Annotated in this window: 14 protein-coding genes and 1 tRNA gene; 5 read left to right on the top strand and 10 right to left on the bottom strand. The window is 56.7% G+C overall.

The annotated features are described in order from the left end of the window. Positions 1-561 (bottom strand): ubiquinol-cytochrome c reductase iron-sulfur subunit, encoded by a 561-nt coding sequence (gene petA / locus ACXJGX_RS07545; RefSeq protein ID WP_474780197.1) that lies wholly within the window; start codon positions 559-561, stop codon positions 1-3. Positions 562-1011: 450 nt separating this feature from the next. Here petA and ACXJGX_RS07540 point away from each other — a divergent pair, with 450 nt between their 5' ends. Next, on the top strand, positions 1012-1650 hold the full coding sequence (locus ACXJGX_RS07540) for an outer membrane protein (protein WP_474780195.1): 639 nt from the start codon (positions 1012-1014) through the stop codon (positions 1648-1650). Here ACXJGX_RS07540 and ACXJGX_RS07535 read toward each other — a convergent pair whose 3' ends face one another. The 4 genes from ACXJGX_RS07535 to dapF are packed head-to-tail and all read right to left on the bottom strand — an operon-like array spanning position 1651 to position 5021. Next, on the bottom strand, positions 1651-2253 hold the full coding sequence (locus tag ACXJGX_RS07535) for a glutathione S-transferase (protein WP_474780193.1): 603 nt from the start codon (positions 2251-2253) through the stop codon (positions 1651-1653). Between the two features lie 19 nt (positions 2254-2272). Continuing rightward, positions 2273-2911 carry a glutathione S-transferase gene (locus ACXJGX_RS07530; protein WP_474780191.1) on the bottom strand — a complete coding sequence of 213 codons (639 nt, stop codon included), beginning with the start codon at positions 2909-2911 and terminating at the stop codon, positions 2273-2275. Positions 2912-2946: 35 nt separating this feature from the next. Continuing rightward, a complete protein-coding gene (gene mtaB, locus ACXJGX_RS07525) occupies positions 2947-4206 on the bottom strand; it encodes a tRNA (N(6)-L-threonylcarbamoyladenosine(37)-C(2))-methylthiotransferase MtaB (protein WP_474780189.1) in 1260 nt (419 codons plus the stop codon). Beyond that, on the bottom strand, positions 4206-5021 hold the full coding sequence (gene dapF, locus ACXJGX_RS07520) for a diaminopimelate epimerase (RefSeq protein WP_474780187.1): 816 nt from the start codon (positions 5019-5021) through the stop codon (positions 4206-4208). The genes mtaB and dapF overlap by 1 nt, the downstream gene beginning before the upstream one ends. 94 nt (positions 5022-5115) lie before the next feature. Between dapF and ACXJGX_RS07515 the strand changes: the two genes are divergently transcribed. Beyond that, positions 5116-5191 (top strand) — tRNA-Lys (locus tag ACXJGX_RS07515). A gap of 532 nt (positions 5192-5723) precedes the next feature. Here ACXJGX_RS07515 and ACXJGX_RS07510 read toward each other — a convergent pair. From ACXJGX_RS07510 to ACXJGX_RS07500, 3 genes are read right to left on the bottom strand one after another with little or no spacing between them, the layout of a single operon-like run. Next, the gene (locus ACXJGX_RS07510) at positions 5724-8774 is read right to left on the bottom strand and encodes an efflux RND transporter permease subunit (protein WP_474780185.1); all 3051 of its coding nucleotides are present in this window, start codon (positions 8772-8774) and stop codon (positions 5724-5726) included. Next, complete coding sequence (locus tag ACXJGX_RS07505) at positions 8771-9850, bottom strand: efflux RND transporter periplasmic adaptor subunit (RefSeq protein WP_474780183.1); 1080 nt, start codon at positions 9848-9850, stop codon at positions 8771-8773. Before ACXJGX_RS07505 ends, ACXJGX_RS07510 begins: the two co-directional genes overlap by 4 nt. Further along, on the bottom strand, positions 9847-10917 hold the full coding sequence (locus ACXJGX_RS07500; protein ID WP_474780181.1) for an efflux RND transporter periplasmic adaptor subunit: 1071 nt from the start codon (positions 10915-10917) through the stop codon (positions 9847-9849). The genes ACXJGX_RS07505 and ACXJGX_RS07500 overlap by 4 nt, the downstream gene beginning before the upstream one ends. A gap of 118 nt (positions 10918-11035) precedes the next feature. Here ACXJGX_RS07500 and ACXJGX_RS07495 point away from each other — a divergent pair, with 118 nt between their 5' ends. Then, the gene (locus ACXJGX_RS07495; RefSeq protein WP_474780179.1) at positions 11036-11650 is read left to right on the top strand and encodes a TetR/AcrR family transcriptional regulator; all 615 of its coding nucleotides are present in this window, start codon (positions 11036-11038) and stop codon (positions 11648-11650) included. On the opposite strand, the gene ACXJGX_RS07490 is transcribed toward ACXJGX_RS07495, so the two are convergent. Next, positions 11647-12219, bottom strand: a complete 573-nt coding sequence (locus ACXJGX_RS07490; RefSeq protein ID WP_474780177.1) for a cupin domain-containing protein — start codon at positions 12217-12219, stop codon at positions 11647-11649. The genes ACXJGX_RS07495 and ACXJGX_RS07490 overlap by 4 nt on opposite strands. A 147-nt stretch (positions 12220-12366) precedes the next feature. Between ACXJGX_RS07490 and ACXJGX_RS07485 the strand changes: the two genes are divergently transcribed. Together ACXJGX_RS07485 and ACXJGX_RS07480 are read left to right on the top strand one after the other, a co-directional pair. Continuing rightward, complete coding sequence (locus ACXJGX_RS07485; protein WP_474780175.1) at positions 12367-13638, top strand: 4-aminobutyrate--2-oxoglutarate transaminase; 1272 nt, start codon at positions 12367-12369, stop codon at positions 13636-13638. A 3-nt stretch (positions 13639-13641) separates the two neighbouring features. Then, positions 13642-15087, top strand: coding sequence for an NAD-dependent succinate-semialdehyde dehydrogenase (locus ACXJGX_RS07480; RefSeq protein WP_474780173.1), 1446 nt, complete (start codon positions 13642-13644; stop codon positions 15085-15087). A 44-nt stretch (positions 15088-15131) separates the two neighbouring features. Here ACXJGX_RS07480 and cynS read toward each other — a convergent pair whose 3' ends face one another. Continuing rightward, positions 15132-15575 (bottom strand): cyanase, encoded by a 444-nt coding sequence (cynS, locus tag ACXJGX_RS07475; protein ID WP_474780171.1) that lies wholly within the window; start codon positions 15573-15575, stop codon positions 15132-15134. Between the last annotated feature and the right edge of the window lie 12 nt (positions 15576-15587).

Raw genomic sequence — 15587 nt, 5'->3', positions numbered from 1 at the left:
TTAACCGAGTTGGATTGTTGTTTCGTCCACGAAGGACGCGACAGGGATGGGAAGGTTGCGCGGTGCAGGGCCTTTGCGGATTCGACCGGCGGTGTCGTAATGTGACCCGTGGCACGGGCAGAACCAGCCGCCGAAATCACCTTGTTCGCCCAAAGGCACACAGCCAAGGTGTGTACAGACACCCATCTGAACCAGCCAAGTACCGTCTTCGGACAAGGCACGGTTTTCATCTGTCGCGGGCTCGTCACCAATCAGGTTTGCGTTCTCGGCGTTTGGATCTACCAGATCAGCCAGATCTACGGCGCGCGCAGCGGCAATTTCATCTGCGGTGCGGGACCGGATGAAAACGGGCTTGCCTTGCCACAAAACTGTCAGCTGGGTGCCGGGTTCGACAGCGCTGATATCGACGCGGATTGACGCAAGCGCCAGAACGTCAGCGGAAGGGTTCATTTGATTAACGAGTGGCCACACCGCTGCGCCTGTCGCAACAACACCGGCTCCGGCGGTTGCGTAATATATAAAGTCGCGGCGTGTGCCCTGGTGATCGTCTGCATGTGACACGGCTTGCATCTCCGATTCTTTGGTTGGGCCCTGGCCCACGGGAAAGACAGGCCAATGCTTCCATTAGCCCATTCTGGCGCTGTTTAGCCATGAAAACATGATCCGTCCAGCGGACAATAGGGCGCAGGCATCATTGTATCCGTTATTGTGGCGAAACAACCAAGACTTCGTAAACTGTCATTCAGGAATCAGCTTTGTGCGACAGCGTACAGGCACCCCGCATCATTTCCAATTTTAGCGAGAAAGTGGTTGGATTTCCGCCAAACACGGGGGTTTCCGCTCAATTTAGATAAAACGAGCGGATATTTGTGTTCGGTCAGACACATTTCTACCCTATGATATAAAGCTCACCTCAAGTTGTCTTGTCACTTTACGGCGGCCACCTTACCTCTCACTCATAGCCGCGGTGCTTCGCGGTCAGATCATCATTCTACGTTTTAGGAACTTCCAATGTCCCGTGCGATCGCACTTACTGCTCTGTTTCTGTTGACCCCCGTTGCTGCAACGGCCGAGGTCGAGCTGAGCTTTTATGGTGGCGCCCAATCGGCGCCAGCGTCTGACGTGTCGGTGCGGGATGGTGTCATTGGCAACGAAGACTTTAAAGTGGACTGGGAAGGGCGTTCGGCCGATGCACCTGTGTATTATGGCATTCGTGCAACCCAGTGGCGCACCGATGACTATGGTTATGGGCTCGATTTTTCGCACAACAAGATTTACCCGACAGAGCTGCCCGCCGGATATGATGTGTTAGAATTCACTGATGGGCTGAATACGTTGACTGTGAATGCTTATCGGCGGTGGAGCGACGCATTCGGTGATGTGACTCCCTATGTCGGTGGTGGCGTTGGCCTTGCAATTCCGCACGTCGAAGTAACAAATGGCGCATCCGAAACCTTTGGCTATCAGGTCACCGGCCCCGCCGCGACATGGATTGCTGGCGCAAGTTACCCGATCACCGACCAGTGGTCCGTGTTCGGTGAATACAAAGGCACGTTTTCGTCAAACAAGGGTGACTTGGACACAGGCGGCACGATCGAGACGGATGTCTTTACGAATGCTGTGAACATGGGCCTCAGCTTCAACTTTTGATTACGCGGGTGCGGTAGCGACCATGCTGTCGCGCTGCAAAAAGTTTGCGTGCCACGCAGCAAGCGTGTCATTTCCGCTGCGCCAGCCGCGCGCATCGTGACGCAGATCGACATATGACAGCGCACAGGCCACGGCGATCTGGCCAATATTCAGCGGCCCGCTCAGGTGGCTCATCCAGCGTGTATCAATTGCTGCGATTCCGCGGCTGGCCTTGGCCCATTGGGCTTCGATCCAGTCGGTCGATTGGTGTTCCGGCGCGCGCAAGCGCACTTCGTAGGTCATTGCCAATGCCGCTTCCATAATTGCGTCGGCTGTCGCCTCAAGGGTCAGGATTTCCCAGATTTGCGAGTCTGGATAAAGTGATCCGCCAGCATGATCGTTCAAAAAGCGCGTTATGACGCGGCTGTCATACAAGGTGACGCCATCGGGCCGCACCAACGCCGGGATTTTCCCGATCGGGTTCGCGGCCACAATTGTTGGATCAGAATCGAGCGCGCTGGTGCTGATGGCCGTCTCGGTTATCTGGTCGGCCAGCCCAAGTTCACGAATAACAACGCGCGCTTTGCGCACGAAAGGTGACGCGGGTGACATCAAAAGCTGCATACTGTGATCCTTTTTGGGTTCAGGGGAACAAGACCTGATCTTGTCCGTCTTGCCAAGGCGGATATTTCATCATGACAGCGGCAAACCGGTCCGAAGCCAGAAAATCATCCAGCCAACCCGTCAATGCCTTTAGGCCCTGCGCATCGAACCAAGCGCGGTCTATCTGTGCAAATTGCCGCACAAATGGCAGAATGGCCATATCCGCAAGCGTGCGATGCTGGCCCATAAGAAATGGCGCCGCAGTAAGCCGGGTATTCAGTTCATGTAAAAAATGCAGGGCCTGTTCGCGTTCCGCGTCCGGATCAAGGTCAGGGTAACGGACGGCATATTTTGTGTGGTCAAGCGCCCGTTTAAACGGTCCTTCGCAGGTGGTGATCAGGTCGAATCCCGCGGTTGACATATCAAGCCAACCTTCGGGGTCGCTTTGTTGCAACGCCCAAATCATGATGTCGCGGCTTTCGGCGATCACAGCGTGTTCCAACTGCAAAACCGGCACCGTGCCTTTCGATGACGCGGCCAGAAAGGCGGCCGGTTTGTCCCGCAAAACGATCTCTCGCAGGCTTACTTGTTGGCCGCTGGCGTGAATAGCAAGCCTTGCACGCATGGCATATGGGCATCGGCGAAACGACCAGAGGATGGGGAGATGTTGCACGGGCATGTTGCCTCCGGCGGGACACTTAAGGTCGGTCGCTATTAAGCTGTCAGTTGCTGATTTAGGGCACCGGTGATGGTGGCGGTCACGATCTGACTTTCGGGTTGGTCGCTGGCAAACCCGACTTCGGTGAATTGCTCTGTACGTCCCATGCGGGGGCTTTCCATCAATATATGATGCGTTTTGCCAATTTGCGCTGCCAAATGCGCATCAACCTGTGCCTGCCCTGCCGCGCGCAGTTTTGCCGCCCGGGTTTTGATCAGGGTGCCCGTGACCGCGGGCATTTTTGCAGCCGGGGTACCCGGCCGTGAAGAATAGGGAAAGACGTGTAGCCACGTCAGGTTACAGTCCTTCACCAACGCCAGAGAATTGGCGAACATAGCGTCCGTTTCCGTCGGAAAGCCCGCGATGATGTCCGCACCATAGGTCATATCGGGCCGCAACTTGCGGGCGTCTTCGGTGAATTTGATTGCATCGTCGCGCAGGTGCCGCCGCTTCATCCGTTTCAGGATCATGTCGTCGCCATGCTGTAACGATAGGTGCAGATGCGGCATCAATCGCGGCTCGGTCGCGATCGCCTGCATCAGGTTTTCGTCCACCTCGATGCTATCAATCGAGCTGATCCGCAAGCGGGGCAAATCCGGCACGAGCTTCAGGATCCGCATCACCAGATCACCCAGTTTGGGTGTGGCGGGCAGATCAGCGCCCCAGCTGGTCAGGTCGACACCGGTCAGAACGACCTCTTTGTAGCCGCGATCCACCAACCGCTTGATCTGATCGACAACAACGCCAGCGGGCACAGAGCGTGAATTGCCGCGCCCAAAAGGAATGATGCAAAAGGTGCAGCGATGATCACAGCCGTTTTGCACCTGCACGTAGGCGCGGCTGCGCGTGCCGAAACCATCAATCAAGTGACCCGCAGTTTCTGTGACTGACATGATGTCATCAACTTGCACCGCTTCGGTTTTACCAATCAGGTCAGGCGCCATGTTCGCCCAGGTTGCCGGGTCCATCTTTTCGGTGTTGCCGATCACCAGATCGACTTCGGCCATATTGGCAAATGTGCCGGGTTCGGTCTGTGCCGCGCATCCGGTGACGATCATCTTGGCGCCCGGATTTTCGCGGCGCAGTTTTCGGATATCTTGGCGCGCCTTGCGCACAGCCTCTGACGTGACAGCACAGGTATTGACGATAATCGCGTTTTCGACGCCATGTGCCGTAGCAAGTTCTTTCATCGCTTCGGCCTCGTAGGCGTTCAGCCGACAGCCGTGGTTCGAAAATATAGGGGCTTTGCGATCCATCACAGTCGCCACTGTCCATCGAACACATGCGCGGTTGGGCCCGTCATCCACACGCCATCGTCACGCCAGTCGATCATCAGCGTCCCGCCATCCAGATCGATCCGTACTGCGCGCCCTGTCAGGCCCCGCCTTGCGGCCGCAACTGCCGTGGCGCATGATGATGACCCAGAAGCCAACGTGACCCCCACGCCCCGCTCCCAGACGCGCATACGCAGGTGATCGGGCCCTATCACGCTGGCGAACTGAACATTGGTCCGCTGGGGATACAGTGCATTGTGTTCTACCGCGGCACCGCGTGCGGAAAGATCCACAGCGTCGGCGTCATCCACAAAAAATGTGCAATGCGGGTTACCCATACCTGTCGCGACCGGATCACCCTCTATGGGCAAATGCAGCGTGTCCACGTCGTAGGCTAACGGAATATCCTGCCAGTCCAGTTGTGGATGCCCCATATTCACCGAAGTCAGCCCATCGCCGGCGTCACGGGCATAAAGCGTGCCCCGATCCGTCGTGATCTTTAGCGCATCGCGCCCGGTTTCATCCATCAAATACCGCGCAATGCAGCGGGTCGCATTCCCACACGCGGCGGAAAGTGACCCGTCGCTGTTCCAAAACGTAAGATGCACGTCAGCCACGTCGGTATCGGAAAGGACAGCAAGCTGATCAAAGCCGACCCCGCGGTGCCGGTCTGCGATCGCAACCGCCAACGTCACATTGACGCGCGGGGTGATTCCCCGTTCGTCGATAACGACAAAGTCGTTGCCCAACCCATGCATTTTCATGAAGGGTAAATATGATGGGGTTTGCGTGGTCATGGGCGCCATATAGTGAAGTCTTTTAGACTATTCTAGTCAAGATCACATTTGGGGGTTGACCCCAGCGCGCGGCCTTTCTAGAAGCCCCACCAGTGGGCCGGTAGCTCAGTTGGTAGAGCAACTGACTTTTAATCAGTAGGTCTCGGGTTCGGATCCCGACCGGCTCACCACTTTTTACTTGAAAGTAATCACGACTGCGTTCCCTTTCAGTCATGATATTTGCGTTATGCGTAAGGACTGGGTTCATTTGGCGCATCTGATATAGCGAAGCGGTTTCATGCCAAACCGCCGCTAGATTCCATCACAGGCAGACATACGATCCAATCGCTGCACAATAGCCAAATCTAGGCGTTCTTGTGCTGATGAAAGAGGATCCCCATGGCTGGCCGCACCCGCGCGATTCTCGGATTCGGTCAGCGTGTTGGTGGTCGGGTTTTTGTCCGTTTGCAGACTGGCATATATCGCTTCGACATGACGATATCCCATTTTTTCGGCAAAATGGGTTACCGCAAATGCAGGCAGCAGGGTTTCGAACGACCAACGGACTGGTACGGGATAGGAACACGATCAGCTTTTTGTGACAGACGTTCGCCCATGTCTTCAGATTGTGTGGACCACTTTGGTTAACACAGCTGACGACTCCGCTGAACGAACTGTTTTCGCACGGTTACAGACGTTATTGTCGCCACTAAAAGCGTTGCCTTATGCGCTGTCCGGCGCATCCTTTTTCACGCGGAACACTGCCAGATACAGAGCAGGCACAAAAACCAGCGTGATCACTGTCCCCGCAATGATCCCACCCATCATCGCAAAGGCCATCGGTCCCCAAAAAATCTGGCGTGAAATCGGGATCAGCGCCAAACTGGCCGCAGCGGCAGTCAGCAAAATGGGGCGCGCGCGCGCATCGCTCGCCTCGAACACGGCGTCCCATGCGCTGCGCCCCTTGTCGCGCAAGACTTCGATTTCAGACACGAGAATGATCGAGTTGCGGATCAGAATCCCCACCAGCGCCAGCACCCCAAGGATCGCCACAAAGCCTAGCGGTGCGCCAGACGGCACCAATGCCGCCACAACCCCGATCAGCCCCAAAGGCGCCACACAAAACACGATAAAGGCCAGCCGGAACCCCTGCATCTGCACCATGATCAATGTCAGCATGATCAGCAACATGACAGGCACAACGGCAGCAATCGGCGCTTGGCTTTCTTCGCTTGATTCCACCGCGCCCCCGATGACTGCGACGTATCCCAACGGAAGGTCCGCGTTGAATGCAGCGATCTTGTCTTTCAACTGGGTCACAATGGTGGCGGGTTGATCTGCCGTTGATATGGCGGCCTTCACCGTAATCGTCGGCGTCCGGTCGCGTTGATGGATGACAGGTTGTTCGGTATCGTAGCGGAAGGTTGCAACTGACCGCAGCGGGATCGTTTGACCGGTGGGTGATGACAGTTGCAGGTTCGATAACGCCTCGATTGATTGCCGGTCAACATCGCTGCCGCGCACACGAATATCGACCAGATAATCATCGTCGCGCAGCGCGGTGATGGATTTGCCATCGTAGATGGTATTCAGTGCTGTCGCGATGTCTGTGGACGACAACCCCAGCTGCCGTGCCTTGTCTTGCAAGATATCAATACGTACCACGCGCGCGGGTTCATTCCAGTCCATCACGATGCTGGTCAGCCGATCATCCGTGGATAAAACCGCCGCAAGAACGCGCGCCTGATCTCGCAGGATATCCAAATCCGGGCCGCTCAAACGGTATTGCACAGGGCGGCCAACAGGCGGTCCAATTTCCAACAGTTTCACAAAGATATCCGCGCCCGGAAATTCGGTTTGTGCAACAAGGTTCAGTTTGGTGCGCAGCGCATCGCGGGCTTCGACTGATGGGGTCTGGATGACGATCTGTCCGGTGTTCGGGCCCGGTGTGGGCACATCAAATGCGAGCAAGAACCGCGGTGCACCGCGCCCCACATAAGACGTCCAGAACAACGCATTTTCGTCACCCACAAGATAGGTTTCCAACCTGTCCAACTGGGCTTCTGTTTCGGCAATCGCCGTGTTTTGTGGTAAGGCAAGGTCCACCACCAATTCGGGTCGGTCAGAGCTTGGAAAAAACTGCTGTTCCACAAAGCGCATGCCGTAAATAGAAACGCCAAATGTTGCGATGGTCAGCGCAATTGTCAGCCAGCGAAACTGCATCGCACCGCGCAGCACGACATGGAACATGCGCCGGAAACGGCCCGGCTCTGCGTGGTGGTGACCGATGTTTTCCTTCAACAGGGTCACGCCGATCAACGGCGCAAACAACACCGCGACGATCCATGACACCAACAACGACACTGCAATCACAACAAACAGCGAAAAAGTAAATTCGCCCGCCGCGGATGAATTCAACCCGATCGGGATGAACCCGGCAACCGTAATCAGCGTGCCTGTCAGCATAGGGAACGCGATTGATGTCCACGCGTAAGACGCAGAGGCGACAAGGCTTTTCCCCTTTTCCAACTGCGAAATCATGGTTTCAATCGCAATCATCGCATCGTCGACCAACAGGCCCAGCGCGATGATCAATGCGCCCAGTGAAATCCGTTGCAGCGTAAAGCCCGTGTAATCCATAATTACAAATGTGATCGCCAGAACCAGCGGGATCGTCAGGGCCACAACAAGCCCGGCCCGCATGCCTAGGCTGACAAAGCTGACCGCAAGAACAATCAGCACTGCCTCTAGCAAAGCCTGTAAAAAATGACCGACGGCCTCTTCGACCACATGGGGTTGGTTGGCGACCTGATGCACGTCGATACCAATCGGTAATTCAGTGATGGCTTGGGCCATCACGCGGTCCAGTTCCACACCAAAATCAACGATATTTGCGCCTTGGCGCATACCCACGGCCAATCCGATCGCCTCTTGACCCTTAAAGCGGAACAGCTCTGACGGTGGATCTTCGTAGCCGCGTGTGATCGTGGCCACATCTGTCAGTGGGAAAAACTGATCCCCGACGCGCAGGTTGATGTCAGCAAGGCTTTCTGCGTCTGCGAACTGGCCGCCGATACGGACCAAGATTTGTTCAGGCCCAGCCTTGATCACACCTGACGGCAGCAGCGCGTTTTGCGCGGCAAGCGTGGCTTGCACCGCTTCTTGGTTCAAGCCAAGCGCGGCCATGCGTTCGGCCGAAAACTCTAGGTAAATCACTTCGTCGCGGACGCCGTAAATTTCTACCTTGCCTGCGTCATCCAGCGCTTGGATTTCGCGGCGGACGCGTTCGGCGTAATCGCGGACTTCGCGCGGGGTAAAGCCGTCATACGTAAACGCATAAAGGTTTCCGAACACGTCGCCAAAGCTGTCGTTGAATTGAAATCCTGAAAACTCTCGCGGAAATTCGCCGCGGATATCGCCCATCATACTGCGGACACGTTGCCAGATACGCGGCAGTTCATCCGCATCGGTCGAGGCCAGCAGTTCGATATAGACAATGGCGCGCCCCGCAGCCGTCACCGACCGTGTGAAATCCAGTTCTGGGAGTTCTTCCAGCTTTTTCTCGATCCGGTCGGTCACTTGTGACAGCGTCTGTTCAATATCCGCGCCGGGCAATGCTGCGGATACGATCATGGTTTTGATGGCAAAGTTGGGGTCTTCTTCCCGGCCGATGTTCATATAAGCCAAGGTGCCTGCAAAGACCGAAACGATCATAAGGAACCAGACAAACGATCGGTGGGACAACGCCCAATCGGACAGGTTAAAACGGTTCATTGGGAAATACTCCGTCCGATAATCTGGTCGTCATGCAAAGAATGGATGCCGCGCAGCACAACTTCGTCGCCCGCGCTAAGCCCTGTTGAAACGCGCACGCGGTCACCAAACTGTGCGCCCAATGTGACCGACTGGCGGTGGACGGTGTTATGGTCGCGATCAACCAGCCACACGGTCGGATCGTCAGCCGGATTCATCACCGCGCTAACGGGGATACTGACGACGGTGGCGTCTTCGTCGGACATATTCAGCCGGACCAACGCGCCAAACCGAAACTCGGCTGGCGGGTCCGATAGCAGTAAATGCGCACGCCGGTTGCGGGTCGCGCTTTCGGCGACAGGGTCGATACGGATCAATTGCGCGGTTGTGGTCAGCCGTGGATTTGCAACCAAAGCGACCGCGAAATTCATTCCAATGTCTAACCCGGTAAGCCCTTGTTCACTGATATCCACCACAACTTCCCGCTCTGAAGTACTGGCAAGGCGCAGCACCTCAAGGCCCGGAGACACCAATGCGCCTGCGTCCTCGAACGCGCCGGTGATCACGCCGTCTTGCGGGGCACGTAGTTCGGCAAGGTCAAGCTTGTCTTGCGCCCGCGCCAGATTGGCTTGGGCTTGTTCTAGCCCGGCTTGGGCGGCGACCAAGGCGCGCTGGGAATCCTCTTGGCGGGTCGCAGAATCGACGCCGCGTTCAGCAAGTTCGGTCGCACGCGTTGCAGCCTCTTGGGCGGCACCCAGATTGGTTTCTGCGACCAAAACACCCGCTTCGGCGCTGCGCACCTCTGCTTGCAGGTCTTTGGGGTCAAGCTGCGCGAGAACGTCACCTTTTGTGACCAAAGCCCCTAAATCGACGCGACGTTCTACCAGTGTACCGCTGATCGGAAAACCCAACGCCACCTCGTTACCGGCAGCGACGGTGCCGATATAACTTAGCTCTTGTTGGGTGGCGGCGCCAATTTTTTCAGAAATGACCGGACGCGGTGTTTCAGATTGCAGCGAAGCGTCGGTGGCGGCTTCGGATTCCGCGAGGGCGGGAAATGCGGCGGCCAAAGCCACGATCATAACGAAACGATTCATGGGTTTGTCCCTTCGATGGCGCGGACGATCCGACCGGGATAAAGCAGTTGCGCCCCGGCAGCGACAACTAGCGCCCCCTCCGCGATCCCGTCCTTGACGATAATACGGCCGGTTTCATAGCGCTCTATGGTAATAGGCATCAGGCTGACCGCCATCGTGTCCGGGTCAACCACCCAGACCGCTGGCCCCTGCGCTGTCGCGCTCATCGCATTATAGGGCAATACAATTGCTTCCCCGACTGATTCAATCGTGGTGCCGCGCACCGCGTCGCCATATTCAACGCCTTCCGGCTTTGCGTCGATGCTGACCTTGATCGTGACTGTGCCTTTTGTCGGGTCCACAAGCGGTGATACCTCGCGCACTGCGCCAATCAATATCTGATCGGGGCGGCCCAGCGGGGTTAGTTGCACCTGATCAACCGTCGTGCTGCCGGTCAGCAAACTTTCCGGAACATCAAATACAGCGTCCACCATGCTGCCCAGCGCCAATTCGACAACAGGTTGCACCGCGCCCACCACCTGACCTGGTTCTGCAAATCGTCGTGTGACTGTCGCGGCAGCAGGCGCTGCAACAACGGTATCCTCCAACGCTTTTTCTGCTAGCTCCAGATCAGCAATCGCTTGGGCCAAAATGCCGTCTTTTACGTGGGTCTGGTCGGCGGCGTTGTCGCGGGCGACGCGGGTTGTCGCGCCGCGTTCCAGCAGCGCATCCTGCCTGCGCAAATCCTCGACAGCCTGATCACGGTCTGCTGTGGCGGTTGACACCGCGGCCCGTGCGGCCCGCAACGCCTGCTCTTGTTGAATGGCGGTGATCCGCGCCAGCTCTTCACCGGCGGCAACATGATCACCCTCGCGCACGGCAACGCTTTCGATGCGGCCACCGCTTGGGAATGATACCGTCAAAGAATTGCGGGCAACGATTTCGCCAGTCAACGATAGGCCCCGTTCAAGCGGGGTCGCTGTGGCCGTGACAATTTCAACCGTCAGCGGGGTATCCGCAGCGACCGGCACCGCCGCAAAGCTCGCAAACGCAAATGTCACAGCGAAGAGGCTTGGAATAGGTTTCATCACATTTCCTGGGCGTATGGGTTTCGTTCGCTGGGAATAATTTTATTTCAGATAGCAAGTGATATTTAGCGTTACATAGAACTGGAAAGTCCGGATTACAACTGCTATCTGTAACGATATGAAGACACAACCAACCAGCCGCGCTGAATCACAACAGCTCACACGTGATGCTCTGCTTCGGGCGGGGGCACAGGTGATTGCGCAGAACGGATATGCGGGTGCATCCGTGCGCGATATCGCGGCGCGGGCCGGGTTTACGCAGGGCGCATTCTATTCCAACTTCCAAAGCAAGGATGACCTTGTCTTTGCGATCATGCGTGCGATGTTTCAAGAAGCATATGACGGGCTGACCGCGCTTGCTGTCCAAACCGATATACCCGCCAAAGATCTGGTCGCGCAGGCCACCCGATGGCTCGACAGTATTTGTGCGTCTGCCGAAAAATCGCTGCTGGACAGCGAGATCAGCCTGCACGCGCTGCGTGATCCGGACTTTGCGAAAACCTATTTCGCCCTGTTGAATGAACATGCCCGACAGATGGCAGGCGTGATGGAAGACATCGCGCGCGCGCGCAATTTCGTTTTGCGCGCCCCCGCATTGCAGCTTGCCAATGGTATGATCGCGATGGCGCGCGGCCTCAAACAGCAGGCAGCGCATCAAGACGCCGGGTATGTAGCTGACACGCTGCATGTGTTTCTTGAGGCCGCAATGACAGCGCCACAGAACAGCGGCTAGAATGTCGGTGGCGTGCAGGCGGAAAACAGGACACAAGGCGCCGGACCAACCTGCCGAAACCGATGTGGCGACCGGCTGTCAAAGTAATAGGCGTCCCCCGGCCCTAGAATTTTGCGCACCTCGCCAACCGTAATTTCAATCCTGCCGGAAATCACGATCCCACCTTCTTCGCCCTCGTGCCCATACATCACACGGCCCGTATCGGCGCCCACCGCATAGGTTTCTTGCAATAGCATCATCGCCCGCCCAAACAGCGTGGCACCGACCTGTTTTAACGAAAGCTTTCCCTTGCCAATTTCAACAAGATCTTCTGCGGCATAGAAAATTTGTTGTTCTGACACCGGCTCAAATGCAAAGAATTCCGACAGGCTGACGGGGACGCCATCCAATATGCGGCGCAGCGCCCCAACCGACGGATTGGACCGCCCGGATTCAATCAATGATATGGTGGAATTGGGTACGCCGGTGCGTTTGGCCAGCGCGCGTTGCGACAGCCCGGCCCGTTCGCGCAGCAACCGCAAACGCCGGCCCACATCCAGTTCAGTGCTTTGGGTGTTTAGATCGTTCATTATCCTACAACACTTTGGTCATGCGGATATAGATTACAATGCTTTAGACTGGCAAAGAAACCTTCTTCTGTAAATATAATGAACGCTGTAGTGTCGTGGGATCATTGCAACGCGGGTAATGCATTTTGCCCCATAAGGATCCGACCGATGACGAATGCTGAAATCGCTGCCCGTCGCACTGCCGCCATGGCCCGTGGCGTGGGCGTCATGACTGACCATTTTGTGACCCACGCGGAAAACGCGACCGTAACAGATGCAGATGGCAATACGTTGATCGACTTTGCCGCGGGTATCGCCGTAATCAACACAGGTCACCGCCACCCCAAGGTGATCGCGGCGGTGCGCGCGCAGCTTGATGCCTTTACGCATACCTGTCATCAGGTCCTGCCTTATGAAAACTACGTACAACTGGCAGAACGTCTGAACGCCGCCGCCCCCGGCGCATTTGCGAAAAAGTCGGTCTTTGTGACCACGGGTGCCGAAGCCTGCGAAAACGCTGTGAAAATCGCGCGCGCGGCAACGGGACGTGATGCTGTTATCGCGTTCACCGGCGGTTTTCATGGGCGCACGTTCATGGGCATGTCCCTGACCGGCAAGGTGGTTCCGTACAAAAAGGGTTTTGGCACGATGATGGGCGATGTCTTCCACGCGCCATTCCCCTGCGCGCTTCATGGCACCAGCGTGGACGACAGTTTTGCAGCGCTGGACAAGCTGTTCAAAGCCGACCTTGATCCGGGGCGTGTTGCTGCTGTCATCTTTGAACCGGTGCAAGGCGAAGGTGGTTTCTATCCCGCCCCTGCCGAATTTGTGACCCGCCTGCGCGCGCTGTGCGACGCACATGGGATCGTGATGATCGCGGACGAGGTACAGACTGGCTTTGGCAGGACTGGCAAACTGTTTGCGATGGAACATTACGATGTGGCCGCCGACATAACGACAATGGCCAAGGGGCTTGGCGGCGGGTTCCCGATTGCTGCCGTCACTGGACGTGCCGAGATCATGGATGCCGCCGAACCGGGCGGTTTGGGTGGCACCTATGGCGGCAACCCGTTGGGGATCGCGGCGGGCAATGCCGTGCTGGATGTGATCGCCGAAGAAAACCTTTGTGCCCGTGCCGAAACGTTGGGTGTCGCTCTCAAAGCCCGCCTTGAGGCGTTGAAGTCACGCGTGCCCGAACTGGCCGAGGTCCGCGGACCCGGCTTTATGATCGCCGCCGAATTTATCACTGATGGGGTGCCGGATGCGGCGCTGACCGGGCGTATCCGGCTTGAGGCGCTCAAGCGCGGCTTGCTGTTGCTTACATGCGGTGTTTACGGGAACGTGATCCGTTTCTTGGCGCCACTGACCATCGAAGACGATACATTTGCGCGCGCGCTTGATATCCTTGACGATGCAATTCTAGCCGCAAGGGAAGTTTAAGCAATGAACCTGAATGACAAAAGCCTTTTAACTGCAAAAGGTTATATCAATGGTGAATGGCAGGATGCCAGCGCCAGTTTTGATGTGACCAACCCTGCGACAGGTGAAAAACTGGTCTCTGTGGCTGATATGGGTCGCGCGGAAACGCGTGCCGCGATTGATGCGGCGCACGCTGCAAAGGCGGGCTGGGCCGCCCTGACTGGCAAAGAACGCGGCGCGATTTTGCGTAAATTCTATGACCTGATGATCGCCAATGCCGATGATTTGGCGACTATCCTGACTGCGGAAATGGGCAAACCCTGGGCCGAGGCGCGTGGTGAAATCCTGTACGGTGCTTCCTTTGTCGAATGGTTCGCCGAAGAGGCAAAGCGCGTTTACGGCGACACCATTCCCGGTCACCAACGCGACAAGCGGATCATCGTGATGAAACAGCCAATCGGTGTGGTCGGTGCAATTACCCCGTGGAACTTTCCAAACGCGATGATCGCCCGCAAATTTGCACCGGCGCTGGCCGCTGGCTGTACGTTTGTGGTGCGTCCGTCCGAATTGACCCCGTTGTCCGCGCTGGCACTGGCTGTGCTGGCCGAACGCGCTGGCGTCCCCGCTGGCGTGTTCAATGTCATTCCTTCCACCGATGCGGCAGGCGTTGGGCAGGAACTATGTGAAAATACCAAGGTCGCAAAAATTACCTTTACCGGATCGACTCGTGTTGGTCGGATCCTGATGCGCCAAAGCGCGGATACAATCAAAAAACTCTCGCTCGAATTGGGCGGCAACGCACCGTTTTTGGTATTTGACGATGCTGATCTGGATGCCGCCGTCGAAGGCGCGATGATCGCCAAATTCCGCAACGCCGGGCAAACCTGCGTGTGCGCCAACCGGATTTACGTACAGGCAGGTGTTTATGATGCCTTTGCCGAAAAACTGACCGCGGCGCTGGGCAGTCTGACCTTGGGGAACGGGATGCAGGATGGCGTGACCACCGGCCCGCTGATCAACGAAGCCGCCGTCGAAAAGGTTGAACGCCACATCGCGGATGCGGTTGCCAAAGGCGCACAGGTCCAGCGCGGCGGCAAACGGTCCAATCTTGGCAGTACATTCTTTGAACCAACGCTGTTGACGGGCGTGACCCAGGATATGGACGTCGCACACGAAGAAACCTTTGGCCCGCTTGCGCCGTTGGTGCGGTTTGAAACCGAAGAAGACGCGATAGCGCTGGCCAACGATAGTGAATTTGGTCTGGCCGGGTATTTCTATGCCGGTGACATCAGCCGGATTTTCCGTGTCGCCGAAGCGATGGAAACCGGCATGGTCGGGGTCAATACAGGGCTGATTTCAACCGAAGTGGCCCCCTTTGGCGGGGTCAAACAATCCGGCCTTGGCCGCGAAGGCTCCAAATACGGCATCGAGGATTTCCTCGAACTGAAATATCTGTGCCTATCGGTCTAAAACACGGCACTGTGGCGGCGTTTCAGCCGCCACAGCTTGCGCGATTACCACGTGTTATACTGCAAATATTTGCCTGACATTTCGACCTTTACCCGGTCACCTTTGGGGTTTTCTTCGCGCGTTACGGACATTTCAAAGTCAATCGCCGACATGATCCCATCACCGAATTTTTCCTGGATCAACGCCTTGAGCGTCGGGCCGTAGACCCCGATGATTTCGTAGAACCTGTAAATACAGGGGTCCGTTGGCACAAGCTGTGCGAAATTCTTGGTGGGGCTTTCGGACAGCACACTGCTTGCCTCGGCGGGCAAACCCAGCAGTGCGACCAAGGCATCTGCCTTGGCAGGCGGAAAAGCGTTCATTCCGACGCAGGCAGAATGGGTGAAAACCGGGCTCATACCGATATCTTCGGCAATCCCTTCCCATGTTAATCCCGCCTGTTTTTTGGCAGAGAGGATCAAGAGTGTCACGTCGTCTTTGGTCATCATCACGGTGGTCCT

This window comes from Yoonia sp. SWMV100 (genome assembly GCF_056108365.1).
This window is presented reverse-complemented; position numbering and strand designations above follow the sequence as displayed.